Origin of the sequence: Rhizobium sp. BK049 (assembly GCF_014193135.1) — a bacterium.
GTDB lineage: Bacteria > Pseudomonadota > Alphaproteobacteria > Rhizobiales > Rhizobiaceae > Rhizobium.
This window is the reverse complement of sequence record NZ_JACHYV010000012.1, coordinates 145,480-165,817: the sequence shown is the minus strand read 5'-3', so window position 1 is coordinate 165,817 and position 20,338 is coordinate 145,480. Positions and strand designations below refer to the sequence as shown.

At 58.3% G+C, this 20,338-nt stretch carries 21 protein-coding genes; 16 read left to right on the top strand and 5 right to left on the bottom strand.

What is annotated here, in order from left to right:
• A partial coding sequence (locus tag FHT70_RS15060) for a VCBS domain-containing protein (protein WP_210282839.1) occupies positions 1 to 653 on the bottom strand: 653 nt, incomplete at its 3' end.
• Between the two features lie 490 nt (positions 654 to 1,143).
• On the opposite strand from FHT70_RS15060, the gene FHT70_RS15055 reads away from it, so the two are divergent.
• Positions 1,144 to 1,467 carry a hypothetical protein gene (locus FHT70_RS15055; RefSeq protein ID WP_183702538.1) on the top strand — a complete coding sequence of 108 codons (324 nt, stop codon included), beginning with the start codon at positions 1,144 to 1,146 and terminating at the stop codon, positions 1,465 to 1,467.
• Between the two features lie 148 nt (positions 1,468 to 1,615).
• On the opposite strand, the gene FHT70_RS15050 is transcribed toward FHT70_RS15055, so the two are convergent.
• Both FHT70_RS15050 and FHT70_RS15045 read right to left on the bottom strand, forming a co-directional pair.
• Entirely contained in the window at positions 1,616 to 2,059 is a 444-nt protein-coding gene (locus tag FHT70_RS15050; protein ID WP_064803462.1) for an SRPBCC family protein, read from the bottom strand.
• 143 nt (positions 2,060 to 2,202) lie between these two features.
• Positions 2,203 to 2,895, bottom strand: a complete 693-nt coding sequence (locus FHT70_RS15045) for a type 1 glutamine amidotransferase domain-containing protein (RefSeq protein WP_097598105.1) — start codon at positions 2,893 to 2,895, stop codon at positions 2,203 to 2,205.
• Positions 2,896 to 3,107: 212 nt separating this feature from the next.
• Here FHT70_RS15045 and FHT70_RS15040 point away from each other — a divergent pair, with 212 nt between their 5' ends.
• The 13 genes from FHT70_RS15040 (at position 3,108) to FHT70_RS14980 (ending at position 16,903) form a co-directional block, all read left to right on the top strand.
• Complete coding sequence (locus FHT70_RS15040; protein ID WP_183702536.1) at positions 3,108 to 4,109, top strand: LacI family DNA-binding transcriptional regulator; 1,002 nt, start codon at positions 3,108 to 3,110, stop codon at positions 4,107 to 4,109.
• Between the two features lie 168 nt (positions 4,110 to 4,277).
• Complete coding sequence (locus FHT70_RS15035; RefSeq protein ID WP_183702534.1) at positions 4,278 to 5,312, top strand: sterol desaturase family protein; 1,035 nt, start codon at positions 4,278 to 4,280, stop codon at positions 5,310 to 5,312.
• Positions 5,309 to 5,620 carry a MocE family 2Fe-2S type ferredoxin gene (locus FHT70_RS15030; protein WP_183702532.1) on the top strand — a complete coding sequence of 104 codons (312 nt, stop codon included), beginning with the start codon at positions 5,309 to 5,311 and terminating at the stop codon, positions 5,618 to 5,620. Before FHT70_RS15035 ends, FHT70_RS15030 begins: the two co-directional genes overlap by 4 nt.
• 101 nt (positions 5,621 to 5,721) lie before the next feature.
• Positions 5,722 to 6,927: an FAD-dependent oxidoreductase gene (locus FHT70_RS15025; RefSeq protein ID WP_183702529.1), complete on the top strand. Its 1,206-nt coding sequence runs from the start codon at positions 5,722 to 5,724 to the stop codon at positions 6,925 to 6,927.
• Positions 6,924 to 7,757 carry a sugar phosphate isomerase/epimerase gene (locus tag FHT70_RS15020; RefSeq protein ID WP_183702527.1) on the top strand — a complete coding sequence of 278 codons (834 nt, stop codon included), beginning with the start codon at positions 6,924 to 6,926 and terminating at the stop codon, positions 7,755 to 7,757. The genes FHT70_RS15025 and FHT70_RS15020 overlap by 4 nt, the downstream gene beginning before the upstream one ends.
• A gap of 241 nt (positions 7,758 to 7,998) precedes the next feature.
• Positions 7,999 to 9,648, top strand: a complete 1,650-nt coding sequence (locus FHT70_RS15015; protein ID WP_183702524.1) for an EAL domain-containing protein — start codon at positions 7,999 to 8,001, stop codon at positions 9,646 to 9,648.
• A 72-nt stretch (positions 9,649 to 9,720) separates the two neighbouring features.
• Complete coding sequence (locus tag FHT70_RS15010; protein WP_097598100.1) at positions 9,721 to 10,227, top strand: hypothetical protein; 507 nt, start codon at positions 9,721 to 9,723, stop codon at positions 10,225 to 10,227.
• A complete protein-coding gene (locus FHT70_RS15005; RefSeq protein WP_097598099.1) occupies positions 10,224 to 11,396 on the top strand; it encodes a class I SAM-dependent methyltransferase in 1,173 nt (390 codons plus the stop codon). The genes FHT70_RS15010 and FHT70_RS15005 overlap by 4 nt, the downstream gene beginning before the upstream one ends.
• Positions 11,393 to 13,753 carry a SpoIIE family protein phosphatase gene (locus FHT70_RS15000; protein WP_183702556.1) on the top strand — a complete coding sequence of 787 codons (2,361 nt, stop codon included), beginning with the start codon at positions 11,393 to 11,395 and terminating at the stop codon, positions 13,751 to 13,753. The genes FHT70_RS15005 and FHT70_RS15000 overlap by 4 nt, the downstream gene beginning before the upstream one ends.
• A gap of 3 nt (positions 13,754 to 13,756) precedes the next feature.
• Positions 13,757 to 14,317, top strand: a complete 561-nt coding sequence (locus tag FHT70_RS14995) for a hypothetical protein (RefSeq protein WP_085778606.1) — start codon at positions 13,757 to 13,759, stop codon at positions 14,315 to 14,317.
• Between the two features lie 7 nt (positions 14,318 to 14,324).
• The gene (locus tag FHT70_RS14990; RefSeq protein ID WP_085778607.1) at positions 14,325 to 14,663 is read left to right on the top strand and encodes a hypothetical protein; all 339 of its coding nucleotides are present in this window, start codon (positions 14,325 to 14,327) and stop codon (positions 14,661 to 14,663) included.
• A gap of 468 nt (positions 14,664 to 15,131) precedes the next feature.
• Positions 15,132 to 16,070, top strand: a complete 939-nt coding sequence (locus FHT70_RS14985; protein WP_183702521.1) for a sialate O-acetylesterase — start codon at positions 15,132 to 15,134, stop codon at positions 16,068 to 16,070.
• A gap of 200 nt (positions 16,071 to 16,270) precedes the next feature.
• Complete coding sequence (locus FHT70_RS14980) at positions 16,271 to 16,903, top strand: hypothetical protein (RefSeq protein ID WP_183702553.1); 633 nt, start codon at positions 16,271 to 16,273, stop codon at positions 16,901 to 16,903.
• Between the two features lie 303 nt (positions 16,904 to 17,206).
• Here FHT70_RS14980 and FHT70_RS14975 read toward each other — a convergent pair whose 3' ends face one another.
• Positions 17,207 to 17,794 (bottom strand): TetR/AcrR family transcriptional regulator, encoded by a 588-nt coding sequence (locus FHT70_RS14975; protein ID WP_183702518.1) that lies wholly within the window; start codon positions 17,792 to 17,794, stop codon positions 17,207 to 17,209.
• Positions 17,795 to 17,944: 150 nt separating this feature from the next.
• On the opposite strand from FHT70_RS14975, the gene FHT70_RS14970 reads away from it, so the two are divergent.
• Positions 17,945 to 18,706: an SDR family oxidoreductase gene (locus tag FHT70_RS14970; protein ID WP_183702515.1), complete on the top strand. Its 762-nt coding sequence runs from the start codon at positions 17,945 to 17,947 to the stop codon at positions 18,704 to 18,706.
• 326 nt (positions 18,707 to 19,032) lie between these two features.
• On the opposite strand, the gene FHT70_RS14965 is transcribed toward FHT70_RS14970, so the two are convergent.
• Entirely contained in the window at positions 19,033 to 19,521 is a 489-nt protein-coding gene (locus FHT70_RS14965) for a hypothetical protein (protein WP_183702512.1), read from the bottom strand.
• A gap of 169 nt (positions 19,522 to 19,690) precedes the next feature.
• Between FHT70_RS14965 and FHT70_RS14960 the strand changes: the two genes are divergently transcribed.
• Positions 19,691 to 20,293: a hypothetical protein gene (locus FHT70_RS14960; protein ID WP_183702509.1), complete on the top strand. Its 603-nt coding sequence runs from the start codon at positions 19,691 to 19,693 to the stop codon at positions 20,291 to 20,293.
• Positions 20,294 to 20,338 lie beyond the last annotated feature (45 nt).

The following is a 20,338-nucleotide window of genomic DNA, read 5'->3' as shown; positions in this document are numbered from 1 at the left end:
CCATAGATGCCGTCGAGCGATGCCGGGGCGGCAAACACCGCCTCGCCGTCGTCGACGTCGCTGACCGTCAGCTTGCCGGAGGCGCTCGGATCGCCACTGCCGGCCGCCCCCGCCTCGACCGTTGCCCGGTCGTCGGTCACCGTCGCATCGACGACGATCGCAGCCGCATCGTTGGCGCCGGTGAGTGAGATCGAGACATTGGCCTCGCTCAGCGTGCCATTGCCGAGCCGTATCGCATAGACAAAACTATCTTTGAGGATTTCACCGGCAGACAGCGTATTGATATCCGCGCCCGAGCCCGCGATGCCGCTTCCATCGCTAATGCGGTATTCAATCTTTCCATTGTTGATCCTGACCCAATTGCCGAGCAGGGTCGTCTCCCAGGCAGATGCCCCATTCGCTCCGACGTCTTTCGCAATAAGCTCATAATCAGTTGTAATTGGATTGCCATCTCCGTCATCGACCGAGAAGAGGGATTTGGCATTCCCGCCAAGATCATTCGACATCACGTCAAGGGTTATCGTTTTGGTGGCCGCATTGTAGAGCTGAAGACTGAGCAGCTGATCTTCCGTCCAGATGTAAGAGTCATCCTTCGCCTGTGGCGCATTGGTGAAAGAAGTCGTGCTGCCACCGCCGGTGCTTTGCGTAGCCATTAAAATACCCCCATGAATCAAAACAAGTAATCTGGAACCGATTTAAGAATATTAAGGCTAAGACGACACGCAGGAACACGTCGCCGCCCCGGTATTGTCGAGGCAAACACCATTTTTCTTAATCCAGAACCGGAATACTCCCCACTCCTAATAAAGTGTTAACATATATACTATGAAATAAAAGACGATTTTCTTGCGACGGTTAATTTCTCCTCGAATTCGCTACGAGAGAAGGCCTCTTGTCAGCGCGGCACGCGCGCGACGGCGATCGCCGAGGCTTAAATCGCAGACGTCGATCGTAATGAGCAACGGGGTGTGACGCCGGTGCGAGGCGTTGGTGAAGCGCAGGCTCAAGCTTCAGAGCGTTTCCACTCTTCCTCGATCGATCAGGTCAGCACGGCTGAGTCCACGCCGATCATTTCATCGACATGTCATGAAACTTCTAGCTGGGGATCGGCTTTCTACAACGAAGCCAAACAAGGAGCTCCCAATGTCCGGCGAAGCCGAAAATAATGGAAAAACCGCCATCGTTCCAGTTCAGAACCCGTCAGCAGCCGAACAAGCCGTCACTGCGTCCGTGCTCGAAGACATGCAGAAAGCAAGCACGGAGACCCGTCAGCCGGAGCCGGCCGCCGCGTTGTTCTCCTGGGAGATCGATCCCCCGGAACTGGCCAAACTGATCTCCGAAGTGATGACACTGCCGATGATCCTGTGGTCGACGGGTATATCCCTGACCTATTCCCTCTGGCTGTCTTCGCTGCTTCCCGCACGCGAGACGATCGGCTCGCTCAAGCAAAGCGCGGATCACGCTTAGCAACTTCGGCCGACTGCGGCCGAACCACGCCCCCGGCCCCTGCAAGCTCCGCCTCTCCGCCCCCGTTCCACAGAATATCTGCGGAATGATGGGCGGAGAAGCGGCAAGCGCCTGCGCGCCGCCGCTCGTCAAGTTTCGCGCAATTGCATTATTCGTTGATGTCGGGCTCGACGACCCTAGCCAGATTGCGTAGCGACTCCTGCCAGCCGAGATAGCAGGCTTCGGGCGGGATGAGATCGGGCACGCCGGCCTGGGTGATATCCACCTCAGTGCCGACCGAGACTTTCTTCAGCGTCACCGTGACTTCCATTTCGCCCGGCAGGTTCGGGTCGTCGAACTTGTCCGTATAACGCACGCGTTCGCCCGGGACGAGCTCACGAAATTCGCCGCCGAAGGCGTGGCTATTGCCAGTGGTGAAGTTACGGAAAGACATTCTGAAGGTGCCGCCGACGGCCGGCTCCAGGTGATGCACTGTGCAGAGGAAGCCGTTCGGCGGAAGCCATTTTGCGAGCGCATCTGCCTCGATGAAGGCGCGATAGACCTTCTCCGGGCTCGTGGCGAAAACGCGGTGCAGTCGTATGGTGCTTGGCATAGTGGTGATCCTTGTCTGGACGGAATGAACGAGCTAAGGACGGACAAGTCTTCGCCGATCCGACAGTGAGCCGAAATTTTCTTTAAGAAAAAATCACTCACGTCCGAACTGCACCGCACCGCAAATACGCTTCCCCGTTCGCGTCATGCAGCCGCCTGCTCCCCCACTGCGTTGAGCAGCAGCCGTGCGGCCTGCTTCGACGATGCCGGGTTCTGTCCGGTGATCAGCAGCCCGTCCTGGACGACATGCACGGCCCAGTCCTCAGTCGCGGAAAACTTCGCCCCCTGCCCCCTCAACACGTCTTCGAGCAGATAGGGCACGACCTCGACGAGCTGCACGGCGGCCTCCTCGGAATTGGTAAAGCCGGTCACCGTCCGCCCCTTCGCGATCGGCCCGCCGTCTGGCGCCTTGACATTGGTCAGGATTCCCGGTGCGTGGCAGACGAGCGCCAGCGGCTTTCCCGCCGCAAGCGTCTCCTCGATCAGCGCGTGCGCATTGCGGTCGTTCGTCAGGTCCCAAAGCGGGCCATGGCCACCAGGGAAGAACACCGTGTCATAATCGGCCTGGTCGATGTCGGACAGCCTCAACGTATTGGCAAGCGCAGCCGTCGCGGCCGGGTCCTTTTCAAATCGCCTCGTGTCGTCCGTCTGAAACGCCGGCTCATTGCTTTTCGGATCGAGCGGAGGCTGGCCTCCTTTCGGCGACGCAAGCACGACCTCGGCCCCAGCGTCACGGAAGACGAAGTAAGGGGCCGCGAGCTCCTCAAGCCAAAAGCCGGTTTTCTTGCCGGTATTTCCCAGTTGATCATGCGATGTGAGAACCATGAGAATTTTCATTGCTAAGCTCCTTCGACCCGGCCGGCGGACAAAATCTCCCGCGTCCGGTTTAACGGTGAATGACTGCCTGCAATCTCATGCTGAACCAGCAGAACCATAGATCGGCTGCACCCGCGTTACAAGCTCTGTGAGTCTTGGGGCTCAGGTGTATGAAGAACGACAGATTGCCCATAGGATCAACCACATCGCGTTAGCATCCGAAGGACTTGGAAGTGAGCAAGCCGAATTATCGGGATATCGCCCGCCACGCCGGCGTTGGAACGGCCACGGTCGAGCGGGTCCTGAACGGACGCGGGGGCGTTCGGCCGGAACTGGTCGAGAAGGTCATATCCGCGGCGCGTCACCTGGACTACCCGCGCAAGCTTCCCGACACCCATCGCGGCCTGCTCCGGATAGAAGTGCTGATGGTTCGTCCGGAAACGAGCTTCTATCGTCGTCTTTCCCACGCCTTCGAAAGGATTGCGGCAACCCTTGATCCCTTGGTCGTCGTGCATCGCAGTTTCACCGACGAAATGAATCCGGAGGCGATTGCGCGCCGCATTCTCTCCACCGACCTTTCCCGTGCCGGCTTGATCCTTGCCGTGCCGAGCAGCCCCTTGATCAGCGCCGCGGTAGAAAAGGTGAATTCGCAAGGCCTGCCGGTGGTCCATGTCGTCACCCGCGCTTCCGAACGTGTCGGGGAGTTCGTCGGCATCGACAACAATGCCGCCGGCCGGACGGCTGCGCTCTATATCAGCCGAATGGCCGTTCGAGCCGGGCCTGTGGTTGCGATCTGCCATCCCATCTATCAGGTGCATCGCGATCGGATCCGCGGTTTTTCGGACTATTTTCGCGATCATCCCGGCGCCTCCGATTTCGGATGGCTGGGATTCGGTGGCGATGAAGAGCGCGCCAGCGCCGATTTCTTATGGTCGGCCCTGGAGATGTATCCCGGGCTTGCCGGCCTCTACAATGCCGGCGGCGCTAATTCCGCCCTGATCGAAGTGCTTCGCCGCCATCCGCGCGGCGGCAACGTCTTCTTCGTTGGACATGAATTGACGGACTATACCCGCGCGGCCCTGAAGGACGGCATCATGGATGTGGTACTTGACCAGGCGCCGGAAGCTCAGGCGCGACGCGCGCTCGACCACATCCTGCGCCGCATCGGCTTGACCGATATCGAGCCGGACCGGACTCCGATCCGCTTCATCACCATCACCAAGGAAGGGCTTTGATCTAATTAGATCAAAGAAGCCTTCGCCGTTCGAAATGCCCCCTGCTACTTTCGCCTCAGGAGAAGTTCCGGTGCGTAAGGAGCCGCATCGGATCAAGGCGCGCGGGGCGCTCTCCTTTTCCAAGAATATGTGCGGCACCGAGACATCCGGCGCCCGGAGGAGATGCCAATGGATGATCTGAACTTCGGCAAGCGTAACAAGCGCGGCGATTGGGCGCCGAACCAGCCGGTCGAAACCGCGCCGCTTTTCGTCTTCCCCCCGCAACTGATGGCAATCCTGAAATGGTTGCCGCACTACTTCCTTCCCTGGAACCTGATTTTTGCGGTGTCTGCGCTCGCCTATTGGACCTGGATCATTCCCCCGGTCGCCACGATGCAGACGCTGAGCCTCGGCTGGATCGCCTGGCTGTACGCTGTGAATGCGATCTGCGTGTTCCTGTTCTATGGCGCCTTCGAACTGCATCTCTATGTTCTGAAGCGCCAGGAAAACCGCTTCAAGTACAATGGCAAGTTCCCCGCCGAACAGAAAAACAGCGCCTTTTGGTTCCAAAGCCAGAACCTCGACAATATTCTGCGCACCTTCCTGTCTGGCGTCGTGATCTGGACCGCCATCGAGGCTGGTATGCTCTGGGCCTATGCCAACGGCTATGCACCCTGGCTCGGCTTCGCGGAAAATCCATGGACGCTCGCGCTCGTCGCGCTCGTGGTTCCGATCATTCACGAGTTCCACTTCTTCTGCATTCACAGGCTCATCCACACACCCTTTCTCTATAAATGGGTGCATTCGGTCCACCACAACTCCGTCAACCCTTCGCCCTGGTCATCGCTGTCCATGCATCCGGTCGAGCATCTGCTCTATCTGGGAACGGCGTTTTACCACCTGATCCTGCCCTCCAACCCGGTCATCATGCTCTATCAGCTGCACTATGCCGGCTTCGGGGCAATTCCCGGCCATGTCGGATTCGACAAGGTCGAGATCGGCAAGGAAAGATTGGTCGATAGTCATGCCTATGCTCATTACCTCCACCACAAATATTTCGAGGTGAATTACGGCGACGCCCTGATCCCGCTCGATAAGTGGTTCGGCACCTGGCACGACGGCTCCCCCGAAGGCGAAGCGCAGATGCAGGAACGCTACCGCAGGCGAAAGGAAAAGCTTCAAGCCCGCAAGGCTCGCCTCGAAACGGAAGGAGCCGCCGAATGACCTGGGTTTCAGCTGGCAGACTTGACGACATCGAACAGGAAGGCGCCATCCGTTTCGATCATGGCGGACGCACCTACGCGATTTACCGGGGCCCGGATGACAGCGTCTACTGCACGGCCGGGCTCTGCACACACGAGGCGATCCACCTCGCCGACGGACTGGTCATGGATTTCGAGGTGGAATGTCCGAAGCATTCCGGCGCTTTCGATTACCGCACCGGTGAAGCGCTGAGGCTGCCGGCCTGCGAGAACCTGAAGACCTATCCGGCGGAGGTCGTCGACGGAGAGGTGCGGGTGGCCATCGGTTAAGTGGCCAAAGAACCCGGCGGAATCCGCCAAGAAGAACTGATCCTCCCCGGCCGGCGTCTCATCCTCACGAACGCCGGCTGCTCATTCTACTGGAGAATGCAATGGACGGTATCGTCATCATCGGTGCAGGCGAGTCCGGAACCCGGGCGGCCTTCACCCTGCGCGAGGTGGGTTATTCCGGAGCCGTCACGCTGGTCGGAGCCGAGCCTCATCTGCCTTATGAACGGCCACCTCTGTCGAAAACTCTCGACGGCACGGTCCAGATGAAGCTGATCTGCCCGCCAGACGCATTGGAAGCGGCCGAAATCACCTATCTCAAGGGCTGCTCTGTCTCGACGCTGGATGCCGCCGCCGCGACCGTAACCTTGAGCGACGGGCGGGTATTGAATTACGAAAAGCTGCTTCTGGCCACCGGCGCACGGCCGAGACGGCTTCCATGTGCCGGCGCGGAACGCGCGCTCGACTTTCGCACCCACGCCGACGCCGAAGCGATATTCTCCAATGTCGCGCCCGGCCGACGCGTCGCGATCATCGGCGCGGGTCTGATCGGGATGGAACTCGCATCCGTCCTTCGCGCACAGGACGTTACGGTCGATGTGATCGAGGCCGCGCCGAAACCTTTGGGCCGCGCCGTCCCTGCCCGCTTTGCCGACAAGCTGCATGCCCGACATGCCGCCGAAGGTGTGCGCTTCTACTTTGATCGGAGCGTTGCGGAGATCGGCAAGGACAGTGTCGTCTTGAGCGATGGCACCATCCTGCCCGCTGATCTCGTCGTCAGCGCCATCGGGGTCCAGCCTGAAACCACTTTGGCGGAAGCATCGGGGCTGGCCACGGGCAACGGAATTCTGACGGACGCATGTCTTCGCACCAGCGCGCCCAACATATTTGCCGCAGGCGATTGCGCCGCGGTGGCTCAACCCGGCGGAGGACATATCCGCTATGAAAGCTGGCGCAATGCCAGAACGCAGGCCGAGACCGCAGCACGGAACATGGCCGGCGCCGCCGAGACTTTCGCCGCCATTCCCTGGTTCTGGTCCGACCAGTACGATCTCGGCCTCCAGGTGGCGGGGCAGCCGCTGCCCGCGCATCAGAGCGTCCGGCGATCGGCGCCAGAGGGAGAGCTCGAATTCTATCTCGATGACGGGCGTTTGGTGGCCGCCGCGGGTCTTGGCATCGGCAACGGCCTGGCCAAGCATATCAAGCTTGCTGAAATGCTGATTGCCGCATGTATCTGTCCCGAGCCTGCGGCATTGGCCGATCCGGGCGTGAACCTCAAGACCCTTCTGAAAAGCGCGCGGGCCGCATGATGCAGAAGCTCCTGATCTTCCAGTCACTCTGGGCCATGGAGCGCCGGCACACCGATGGGTTCGAGCCGAGCCTCGACGACAATATCGCTGCGATCTGCGAAGCGGGCTTCGACGGCATCAGTGCGCACTATACCAACCGCGACGATGTCATCCGCCTCAACAAGGCCATTCGGGGCACCGGCTTGAAGATCGAGGCGGTCTGCTTTCCCCGCAGCATCGAGGATTTGCGTCTGCCGCTGGAACTTGCCGCGGCCTTTCCGGTCAGCCACATCAACCTGCAGCCCGATATCCGCCCCCGCCGGATCGAGGATTGCCTGCCGATTCTCGATGGCTGGATGCGGCTCGCCGAAAATGCCGGTATTCCGGTATTCATCGAAACCCATCGCGACAGGATGACGACGGACCTGTTCTTCACGCTCGATCTGCTCGATCGACGTCCCGATCTGCCGTTGCTGGCCGATCTGTCGCATTTCCTGGTCGGGCGCGAATTCGCCTTTCCGGTCGATGAGGAAAATCACGCGCATATCAGGCGCATCCTGCAGAATGCCCATGCATTTCACGGCCGCGTCGCTTCACGCGAACAGGTGCAGATCGAAATCTCCTTTGCGCATCACCGGCCCTGGGTCGATCTCTTCCTGCAGTGGTGGGACTACGGCTTTCGCCATTGGCGATCACGCGCAGCCGATCAGGCCGAACTGGTCTTTACCTGCGAATTGGGCCCCAAACCCTATGCGATCACCGCCAGAGACGGCAACGACTCGACGGACAGATGGGCCGAGGCGCTGGCGCTGCGCCAGATGGTGCGCGAACTATGGGCTGCCATTGCCTGAGCCACAGCGCACGAACAATCGTGCGGCAATTCGTTCTCTCGTCACCCCCGCCGCCACTCTGAGGTGGCGGCCAATGACTCCGTCAGATCAGTGCAGGCGCGTCCACAGCGGTGAGTGCATTGGCAAAGGTTGGGGATTGTTAATCAGAAATGCCTAATGTATTTCTTAACGTGCACAAGTTGTGCGGCAGTTAAGTTGCTATAATATCTGGTAGGACATTCAATCAGGGAGAGCCTCCGACATGCGGAAAATTCCTGCTGCCAGCTTGGCCCTCGAAAAAACGGAGACAATCGATTCGGGGGGCCCGGTCGACCGGCTTATGTTCTTTGATCGCGATTTCAATCCCGTTGAAAATTTGCTTGGCAATGCTCTGCCCACCTCCTTAAAACCAGCCACCTCCTTCTGGGAGCATTTTCCGGAGCTGGACAAATCAGCAGTCATGCTGGCTTTCCGTTCACTGGGTGACAGCGCCCAGCCGTTGCGAATAACAGACGCGCTCGGCGGATCACATGACCTGACGATCTATCGGATCGGTGATCTGTTTGCCGTGCTCCAATCCGAGGAACAGGTTGACGACGAGCGCGCAACACTTTTGCATCTCGCCACACATGATCCGCTGACTGGACTGCCGAACCGGCGCCAGTTCAGCGAGGACCTGAGCGCGCTGTTGCAAGAGACTGCAAGCTCGAACGAAACTCTTTCATTGATGCAACTCGACCTCGACGATTTCAAGCCCGTAAACGACACGCTCGGGCATGCGGCGGGCGACCAGCTTCTTCAATCGGCTGCGAGGCGTATCCAAGCCTGCCTCTCCAGCGATGACAGGGCCTATCGATTGGCTGGCGACGAATTCACGGTGATCTCCCTTGGCGGAGGACATCCGGCCAAAGCGCACCTCCTGGCCGAAGATCTGGTTGCCGCGTTCAAAAAACCCTTCACGATAGACGGCATTGCGCTCTTTGTCGGCACCAGCATCGGCATATCCACCGCTCCGTCGGACGGCACGAGTCCGGAACAGCTGATGAAGGCTTCCGACCTCGCACTCTACGCCGCCAAGAAAGAGGGGCGTGGTCGGGCAAAAGCCTATGACCCAACAATGCTAGAATTGCTGGAGCAGCGGGAACTGCTTCGCCGCAGTCTGCGCATGGCACTCGACCAACAGCAATTCTATGTCGAATACCAGCCGATTGCCGAGGGCGGCTGCATTGTCGGCTTCGAGGCGTTGCTGAGATGGCACCACCCCCTGCTTGGAAAAATTCCACCGTCGGTATTCATTCCAATGGCCGAGGCGGACGGAATGATGCCGGATATTGGGGCGTGGGTGTTGGAACAGTCATGTCGCGAGGCGATGAAATGGCCGGACAACTACCTCGTCGCCGTCAATGTGTCCGCGGCTGAATTCTTGACAAGCGGCCTGACCGACCGGATTTCCCAGACGCTGGACCTGGTCGGACTGCCGCCCGAGCGTCTGGAGCTCGAAATAACCGAGAGCGTACTGCTCGAGCGGACAGTCAACAACATTGATACGCTCAACACGCTCAATGTGCTGGGCATACGAATTTCGCTTGACGACTTCGGCACGGAATATTCGTCCCTGAGCTATCTCAAGACATTTCCGTTCGACACGATCAAGATCGACAAATACTTTATCACTGATCTCGAAATCGATCTGAAAAGTCAGGCAATCGTCCGCTGCATCGTAAACCTTGCACATGACCTCGACATGCAGGTGACAGCCGAGGGAGTTGAAATGCCGGGTCAGGCGGAATGGCTGCACAGCGTGGGCTGCGACCGGCTTCAGGGCTACCTGCTGAGCAGACCGCTTCCCGTCGAGGCAATTGACGAATTCATCAAAGGGGCAGAAGCATTCAAAAACCGCGCCCGACGATAGTGCTCGAAACTTTTCGCCGTGCTTCTACATGCATGCAGATCCAACGCTCCTGACAGACGAACGGAGGACATATTGGAAGAGGAAGCATCCCGCTTCGACGACCACGCATTTGTGCCGATGGTATCACTGGAAATGAACGTTGCGATGTTCAAATCTCAATGGCAGTTTTGCGACGAGATTACCGAATATCTCTCCGATATCCTCGGCCAGGGTCATAGCGATCCGGCTCGCTATTCCAACTTTCTTTCGGTCGCTGCAAACGAGCTCATAGAGCTCGCCTTCCGCGCGACAAACGAACGGGGAAAGATACGTTTCAGCCTCTCACGCAACGCGACGTTCAACCGGCTGAGAATTGCCTTTCCTTGTGATGAGGAATTCCGCCGCAAACACACCAAGGTAGGATCAAGCGAAACAGAGCCTGGCCTCGACAACGGCTCCGGTCACCTGGTTACCAAGCCCAATGAGGCCTTGCTCAGTAATCTGGCGACGATATTAGGCGCCGGTATCCGCATCGAGAGAGACGGCGAGGACGGGATCGAAATCATTGCCGATTTCCCCTCGGCCGAGGATTTCCAATGAGCCTGCCTCCCCTGCCCTACACCGTGCGGTTTGATCCGACAAACCAGGAGCTCGTGTTGTCCGGCAAGATGCGGCCCGAAAGCACCGCCGAGATTGCCGATGCCCTCGAACTGATGCGGCAAAGTTTGGAAAGATACAGCGGCATCGTTTACCTCAATGTGAAACGCCTGACGCACATCAATATGACGGCCTTCGCCGCCCTCTCCGATGTCGTAGCGGCAGCCTGCCGAACCAGGCCGGAACGGCAGATCAGGATCATTACGTCGAGCGTGATGGCGTGGTCTGCCTCGCTGTTCGAGACGTTGACGACATCGCAACCCAACCTGTCGGTTGAAGTCTATGATTCGGCCTTTTATCCCGGGCAAAGCTTTGTCGAGGACGAGAGCTTCATTCCCATTCTGCGCACGCAGACGAAAATGACATGGCGGCACGAACGCGAACTCTTACCACGCCACGGTCTGCGCAACGGTCAGGTCATGGCCGATATCTGTTGTGGCATTGGTGATTTTGCGGCTCTGGTTCAACGGGAATTCAACCCGACGCGCCTTGTCGCACTGGACCACTCCGTGCGCAGTCTCGACTATGCCCGCAAGGTCGCCGCCGAGTTCGGCATGGATGGCATCGAGTACACCTATGGCGATGCATCACAGATGCTGCTTCGAGACAATCAATTCGATTTTGTAACCTGCCGGCACTCGCTACAGATTTTCGACCGCCCCGAGATGCTGCTGCGGGAGCTTTATCGTATCTGCAAGCCCGGCGGCCGTGTCTACATCACAAATGAAAAGAATTCGCATTGTTTGGGCGAGCCGCATGCCGACTCGATAAGATGGACCTACGAGGAAGTGGCAAAATTGTTCAGGCACTTCGACATGGACGTCGAGATGGGCCCGAAAAGCCGCCATCTCCTCCTCAATGCCGGCTTCGAGGACATCAAGGTCGACTGCTTCATGGTGACGAACCTTGACGGCGACCCCCAGGATTTCGCAGATATCATCGAAGCGTGGGAAAATGTCTATGCGGGTGAGATGGCGGTGCGCCGCGGCGACCCGCCGGATTTCATTCGCAAATTCCGGCAAGGGTTCAAGGATCATGTCTTTGCCGCTCTTCACCCCAAGGGTTATGCAGGCTGGCCGATCTGGGCAGCCTCTGGTCGAAAGCCGCTATAATGGATAGGGGATCATCGAAAAGACCGGTTGGACTGAGCTCGTTTCGGGCGAAATTCATCCTGGTCGTCGGTGGAGCCGTTCTCTTCGACTTATTGGTCAGCGGCGGCCTGGCGCTTTGGAATGTTCAGAGGCTGTCGCGTGACGCAACGCTGGAAGTCGGCCAGGGCCTCGAAGCCGCAAGCCAGGAATATATCCGCACCTATGCCGATTCGACCGCAGCCCAGGTGAACCTGCTCCTGCGGCAGGTTCACAACGACGTCGACACCTTGGCAGGCGTGCTGCAGGCGCAGATCGACAATCCCGTGCGCAATTCCGATGTCGGCGCGGCAATCGCCCGCACATCGCCGGACAGTGTCAGTCTGTCTTACGATGAGAAGGGGAAATGGTCGCAAAACGCTCCCGGCTCCGCTTCCGTCGTCAGCGTCTGGGGTTACTTGCTCGGTGAGGACCATCAGCCGAAGCCCGAAATCAGGCGCGATATAGAGACAAGCGCGGTTCTCGATCTCGTTGCGCCGAGCCTGCTACAGCACGGCGCTTCAAAGCTGCAGATGTATTACATCGGACCGAGGGAACGACCGATCTTCAGGACGGCGCCCTATACCGATCAGGCTCAGACCTTCGACCGCCTCTATCCCGGGCATAACGAAGCTGATTTCTGGAACTTCTTCTTTCCCGGCCTGTATGAGTCCTGGCAGGGATGGGCCAAGGACATGAAAACGCGACCCGTCGCGGACGATATCACGCAGACGGCTCCCTATACGGATGCAATTACCGGCAAGCTAATCGTCAGTTTCTTTCATCCGCTCTGGACCGCCGACCGCAAGGACGTCGCCGGGACAGCCGGCGCCGATATCACGCTCGACCAACTCGCCCAGACGGTTGAAAATGTGAAAGTGGCCCAGTCCGGCTTCGGCTTCCTGGCCATGTCCGACGGAAACGTGGTTGCGATCAACGGAACAGGCGAACAGACGCTCGGGCTGCGTTCTGCGAGCGGTGCGAGCGGAACCGGCGTGACCGGGCTGGAGCGTTCCTTGAAAGGAAGCGCCCAGCCTGCGATAGCGAAACTGGCCCTCGACCGGGAACAGGGCATTCAACATCTGCTGCTACAGCGGGACGGTAACGAGGTCCCCTATATCGTCATCGTCAAGAAACTGCCTGCGACGAATCTCTGGTCCAGCGGCCCGGTTCGGCAGGAGGCGATGTTGCTGGGAGTGGTTGTGCCGGAACGAGAAATCGACGCCTCGCTCTATGCCGCCCAGGCGAAAATTTCCGAAGCCACCAACCGGATCGTGATCTATCAGATCCTGGCGATCTTGATGTCGCTGCTGATTGTGACGATCGCTGTGTTTGCCGCTTCGAAACGCATAACGAGCGGGATCAGCGCACTTGCGGGGGCCGCTAAGCGCATTCAGGCGCAGGACTATTCGGTCAGAGTGGCGATAACAAGCAAGGATGAAGTCGGCGCAGCTGGTGAAGCATTCAATCGGATGGCCGAACAGATCAGCTATCACACCGAAAATCTCGAGCAACTCGTCGAAGAACGAACGGCCCAGATCGCAGATCAGAAGGAAGAGATCTCGGCGTTGAATGCACAGCTCCAGCGAGAAAATCGCCGTCTCGGAACAGAGGTGGCCGTCGCTGAAAGAATCCAGCTCATGGTTCTTCCGTTGCAACAGGAGCTGGAGGAATTTCAGGACATCGAGATCGCAGCCTATATGAGACCTGCGGAAGAAGTCGGCGGCGATTATTACGACGTCTTGAAGAACGGAAAGCGGTTGAAGATCGGGATCGGCGACGTCACCGGTCACGGGCTCGAAAGCGGCGTGTTGATGCTGATGGTCCAGTCTGTCGCCCGCGCCCTTCAGGAGGCGGGGAACACCGACGCCGTCAAATTTCTGGCGGATCTAAACAGCGCCCTGTTCAAGAACTTAGTAAGGACGAGAATAGACAAGCATCTCACCCTGGCCTTTCTCGACTATGACGGCAAGGAGATGATCTTGTCCGGGCAGCACGAGGAAGTCGTCATCGTGCGGGCGAACGGTGAGATCCAACGCGTCGACACCATGGATCTCGGCATACCGATCGGCTTGGACGCCGATATTTCTGCATTCATCAAAACTCGTGAAATAACGTTCGAGAAAGGCGACCTCATCCTCCTGCATACCGACGGCGTAACGGAAGCAGCGAACGGCGCGGGGGAAATGTTTGGCATCGAACGTCTCTGCAGCGAAGCGCTTCGCTTGAAGGGTCAAAGCGCCGAGAAGGTCGTTTCCGGCATTGTCACGACACTGATGCACTTCATCGGATCGCAGAAGATCTACGACGACATCACGCTTCTCGCAGTACGGCATAGGTGAGACATGGCGCCCAAAATATATGGCATCGAATCTTTGGCGGAGATAAGCCTGGATTCTGGCGCTCGCCTGACATTGAGTGATGGGCCGCTTCAGCTTGGATGGAAGCATTCAGGAATGACTTCGGACTTCATAGCGGAGATCATGGCGCTGCCCTATTCCCGGTCGAGGAAAGATTACCTGCAGGCGCATCATGATATCGGATACCTCAGCAACGAGCTGATCGAAAATGCCGTCAAATTTCGACAGCCTGGCGAGATCCTTATCGAAGCCGACATTATCGATGGAAGCTTTCTGTTCAGGGTCAAGAATGCCATCGACGGCGCGACATCATCTCGCTTCCAGCAGCTCCTGCAGCGCCTTCAATCGAAGGAACCCGGCGCACTTCTTCTTGAGCAAATCGAAACCAACGCCATATCGCCGGAAAGTGGTTCCGGTTTGGGCCTGCTCACCCTTTTGAGCGATTACGATGCGAGAATGGCATGGACATTCGAAGAGAATAATGACGAGCATATCATACTGACGACGACTGCAGCTGTGGCGATGCCACCCTCCTCCAATCGGTGAGCGAAGAATGGAAATCAGCGACGAAAGCTTCCGCGTATGGGCGGAAAAAAACGAGGTGTATTTCGATGGCGTCTTCCGCCTGGCAGGACCGGACGCCTATGCGCCGATCTATTCATTGATAACAGGCCTTCTCCGTGAGGGACACAAACAGGTAACGTTCAACCTGACGGGCCTCGAATTCCTGAACTCCTCGGGCATCAACCTCCTGGCGAAGCTGACCATCGAAGCCAGAAAGATGGACGACCTGCTGCTCATCGTCAAAGGCACTAATCAGCATCCGTGGCAGGCAAAATCCCTGCCGAATCTGAAGAAGCTGCACCCGCTGCTCGATTTACGCCTGGCGTGATTTGCGGCAAACAACTCTCCTTCTTCATTCCTCTCTCGGGCTGACCCGCGGGAGATGCAGTCGCGCGCAATAATGCCAACGACCGCGGTGATGCCCCCCAGATCGACCCTCCCGCGTCGACCCCACCAGTTGGCCGCGACGAATAGCCGGTGCTCTGCTCCCACGTTGTCCTCGGGCCACAATCTGTGATCGTCTTTCAGTGGACGAGCAACGGGAATTTTCTCCATGAAGCTGATGCTGCGGAGCACGATTTCTCACCCATCCGGATGATTGTAATCACTGGTCCGATCTATAGTTTAGAGCAGGTTTTTGGCGACGCCACGCGACTAGTCGACGATCGGGCTCGGATTTCGCGAAGAACTCTTTTTGCAAAGAGCATGCCCGAGCAAGCAGATGTGGCAGGTGTAAAGGAACTTTCGTGGCTGGACTAGCTTCGAATAGTCCGAATGATGTTTTAAAGGTAACAACATGCGTAAAACAGTATCAGTCGGCCTGGCAGCCCTGATTGCCATGTACCTTCTCGGCGGCACGAGCGCGAGACATGAGATCTTTCCTTGGCCGCAACTTTCCGCGGCGAAGAAAATGGTAACCGGAGAGCAGGCGGCAGCTCCAAGCCGTTATACTTTCGACGATAAGGAACGACTCATTGCCGATGAATCAAAAACCGCTGTGACCTGCCCGACTCAAACTGATCGAACTGCTGTCCTACTCATTCTTGGCCAATCGAACGCAGCCAACTACGGTGGACAACGGCACCGATCGGATTATGGCGCTCGCGTTGTAAACGCCTTTGACAAACGGTGCTTCATCGCGGCGTCGCCGCTTCTTGGCTCGACCAATACCAAGGGAGAGTACTGGACGCTTCTTGGGAACAAATTGATCGCGTCGGGACAAAACGACAGCGTCGTCCTCGCACCTCTCGCATACGGCGGATCAGAGGTCGCACGATGGGCGACAGGCGGTGACCTCAATTCTATGCTTGTCGATACAATGAAACAGCTTCACGATTCCGGTTATCGGATAACGAGCGTCCTCTGGGTGCAAGGAGAGGCAGACCTCGTTCACGGCACGACCGGGGAAGCCTATCAAAAACATTTCATGTCGATGGTCGACACATTGCGTCAGCACGGCGTCGAAGCACCCGTTTACATTTCGATCGCATCGAAATGCCTGGAACCGAGCAACGGCGGCTTCAAGGAGCACATTCCCGACAATGCGATCGTACGGGCGCAACTGGCCCTATCAAGAAGTGGCCACGGTATCCGAGAAGGCGTCAATTCTGACGCGTTACTCGATGGAGACGACCGCTACGACGATTGCCACTTCGGGGGCACAGCCGGAGAGAAAGTGTCGCAGGCCTGGCTGAACCTTCTGCGTAGCGAGAGCCACCTGGAAAGCTCGCGATAGTCTTCCCTGAACCGGTTCTCGCGCCTTCGTGAGCTTCGACCATGGCCGCCCGCAGGCCGAGTCTCGTATGCTTCTTCTGGGACCATAGCCGGGGCCCTTCGCCAGACCTCCGTCCGATGTGCAGAGCGCGATAGCAATCTATCCTCCAAGTCAGATCTCGTCGTGCAGTTGCACGGCATCTGGTCTCATTGGAGGAAACGATGCGGATAACAACTTTAGCGTCCCTGGCCGTGCTTTCGCTGACGCTTGCAGCAAGCCCGGCAACGATTGCGGGGCTCGACATGAGCGCACTGGCAAAGGACGGCGGGAACGGCGGCGGCAATGGTGGTGGCAACGGCGGCGGTAACGGCGGCGGCCACGGAAACGGTGGCGGCCACAACAGCGGTTCAAACCACGGCAATTCCAACTCGTCAGCCGTGAGAGGCAAATCGTCCGAGGCACCGGGCAAGTCCAAATCTGGCAAGTCAGACACCGCAACGACCAGCACCAAGGAGAAGAACCTGTCGGCGCAGCTTGCCGGCCTGAATTCCTTGAAACGAAATTACAGGGCGTTGATGCATACATCGGACCCGCGCATGGCTGCCATATCGGCCTATGCCGTGGCTTATGCCCAGTATGAAATTGACAACGGTATCGAGCCTGCGGCCGACGATCCCCTGCTGGGCGATCAGGCGCTGGAGGACGCCTTGGCTTCCGCAACGAAAACCGGTCAGGTCAGCCCGGCGGTCCTGGATAAAGCCAAGACCATTCTCGGGGTCGGCGATGCCGACGGCAAGATTGATCAGATCCGCAGCTCGCTGGAAAACGCCGCGTCGGCGGCGCCAGACGAATAGCCACCTGGCGAGATGCGAGAGGTGCGAAGCCGACATTGCTTCGCACCGAACTAGGAGAGCATTTCCGTTTCTCTCTGCGTCCGGAAATGCTCTATTTTTTTGCCAGTTTGCCGGCGGCCCAAGCCTTCCTTATCAGCCATTACGCATGGGCCAGCTCAGCTTTCAGATGGGTGCGCCTTTTCTCTTCCACCCAACTGTCAACAGAAGGCGCAAAGTGCCGACAGGCGCTCGGTTGACGGATGCCTGGAGCAGCGTTGAAGGGCGTGCTTCGAGGCTCCGCCCTCTCGGGCTGCGCACATCGGCTCACCGCCCCACCGGCCACGTCGACAGCGCCTGCTCGGCGACAGCCTCGAGCGTATCTCGGGTGAAGCCGGCTTTGGCCTGGACCGCCATGCCGTGCAGCACCGCCATAAGGAAGGCCGCAAGCACGTCGGGTTTGGCGGTCTCCGGCAGGTCGCCCTCGGCTTTCGCCCTTTCGAAGCGCTCGCGAAGCTGTGCCTCGCTCGCAGCGCGCGCTTCGATCAGGGCCTGCCGTATGGGTTCGGCCTCATCCGATCCGGCCAGCACGCCATTGATGACGAGACAGCCCCGGTGGTCGGCAAAGCGCGTGTTGAGATCGACGGCGCTGCGGAGGATATGGGCGGCAACCTCCCGCGCTGTCGGTAGCTCCAGCGCGGCCGGGACATAATCCAGATGGCGCTCGTAATAGCGCGCCAGCGCCTGGCGGAACATCGCTTCCTTGTTGCCGAAGGCGGAATAGAGCGCCGGTCTTTCGACTCCCGCCGCCTCGGTCAGGTCGGCATAGGACGCGCCTTCGTAACCCTTGCGCCAGAAAACGCAGAGGACGGCATCGAGCGCTTTTCCCACGTCAAATTCGCGATGGCGTCCCATCAGCTCGGCTCGGGCAATTTCATAATAGCCGTTATTAAATCTCTTGACGTAAGATGTCAAATTTCATACCGATCATTATCGTAACATTCGTTATGAAACAGGCGGCGACCTGACGAACTCAGGCGCCGCCACTATGAAGGACGGATTCTCATGTCTGATATACTCAAGGGCAAGGTCGTGCTGGTGACCGGCGGATCGCGCGGCCTCGGCGCCGCAACCACGGAAGCCTTCGCCGATCACGGCGCTGATGTCGCCATCAGCTACGCCGCCTCGGCCGACAAGGCTGCAGCGGTAGTGGAGAAGCTGAGGGCGAAGGGCGTTCGCGCCATCGCGGTCAAGAGCGACCAGGCAGACCTCGCCTCCGCCAAGCCGCTGATCGACCGGGTCATCGCAGAGTTCGGCAGGCTCGATATCCTCGTCAACAATGCCGCCATTGCCATCCAGGGCCAGAATATCGACGATCCTGCGCTCGACGGGGAGAAATATAACCGCCAATGGCAGGTCAATGTGCTCGGCACGATCGCCAACACACGGGCGGCAGCGCCGAGACTGACAGATGGCGGCCGCATCATCTTCGTCGGCTCGCTGCTCGGCTCCTACGTGCCCTTCCCCGGCGTTGCCGATTATGCCGGCACCAAGTGGGCGCTCGTCGGTTATGCCAAGGGCATCGCCCGCGAGCTCGGCCCGCGCAACATCACCGTCAACATCGTCCAGCCCGGCATCATGCCGACCGACATGGCAGCAGAGGTCGCCGGCGAACTGCCGAACCGCGACGCCATCCTCGACCTGCACCCGATCCGCCGCATCGCGACCCTTGAAGAAGTCGCCCAAACCATCTGCTTCCTCGCCGGCCCGCATGCGGGGTATATCAATGGCGAGCAGATCAATATCGCCGGCGGGCTTTCGATCTAGGTGTCAAAGGCCGCCCCTCACCCTAACCTTACCAGGGTCGAGCCACTCGTCTCAACCCCGTCCTTCGGACCCGCGCTTGCGGGGCGAGGGGACGTGCCCTTCGAGAGCGAGTGGAAACGGGGAGGTCGCCCCTTGTCCCTTCTCCCCGTCAAAAAGGGGGAGAAGGTGGCGGCAGCCGGATGAGGGGCTGCACTCCCACCCCGAGCGCGAGGATGGCCCGGACGATCGCCTGGATTGGGCATTGCTTTCAACCTCGGCCATGAAGCTCTTGTCGAGGGTGAGAGGAGCACGGCGTCTCCAGCGAGAAGTAGCCAGTGCCCAGATACTCACTGGTAATCGGGGATCCTGACGTTCCCTTCCGGCGTGTCGTACCAAGCTCGATAGATCTCGTAGGTCACCGCGCCCGAAGCGATCCCTTTGACCATTCTGCAGCAAACTTCCCTCGTCGCCTGCCCAACCGGTTGAGATGTCTCGCGCTCGACCTCAGCCTTCATATCGCCATCCATCTTCGCGATTGCCTTCTTCGCGCAGTTGTCGATGAGACGGCTGTGCGTCTCCTGCAACTGACGGATGATCGAGGCGTAATATTCGAACGTTTCCTCGTTGAAGCCGCTCTCATCGGCCACCGCTGCGCCCGCCCATCCAACGAGCAGAAAAACAAGCACCGAGCTGCGCACCAACAATCCTCCGGGGAACTTATGAACATGATCGCCTCCTGCGAAGCCGAAAGCGAAGTTTATTATCGCGATGCTTTTGCGGTGGCGATAAGCTCTTTTTTGACGAAATTTTTTACTTTGGTCTGATGGAATTATCAAACACTGTGTCGGTGGTGGACGGTAGCAGTTGGCGGATTATTGGATAAGAATGCGTATCCGCCGGTTCATGATCTGGACGAAGACAGCGGAGTGGATGGGACGGCTTGAACAAGATGGAGCAATTTGACCGAAGCACCATGGTAGCGGATTTACATGAGAGATATCTGGGATGTCGATCTTGCTAAGAAATCTGTCGCTTCTGGTCGGAATAACTTTAGCGGTGCCGGCCCTTGGCAATTGCTTGACCGCCAATGAGACCAAACAGGGCGTGCTGCTGACCAGAGAAGAGCCTTTCTATTCCGTCTTCTACAAGCCGGACGGCCCGGTCCTCACCGAACAACGACTGATGGAGCGTGACCGTTCGCTGCAGCCGGCATCGGTTGTCTATCTCCACCCCTTGCTCGTCGATAAGAGAGTGACTGCCAACGGGACGCATGAGCTGAAATACGCGAATGCGATTGCGTTGGACGATCTACCAGAGAAGAAGAACTGGCAATCCGGCACCACGCTTTTCATCAATGGCAAAAAATCCGTTTCCGGGACGACGTCTCTTAGGTTCGACGGCTTCGGAGAGGAAACGATTGGATCTTGTTCCTACAAAGTCTGGGCCATCAACAGCCGTCTGAAATTGGCGGAATTGCCTCCGATTATTTTCGAACAATACTATTCCCCCGAGCTTCATCTCGTTCTTCGTTCGGTAAGGCTAAACCCCTCCAACCGGCCGTTGAGCGAGCTTCGATTTGATCGGTTCCAAATCGGCTGGGGCAACTAGGGGGACATTGTGTCCCCTCTATCATCCCAGAAAGCCAGTTGCAAT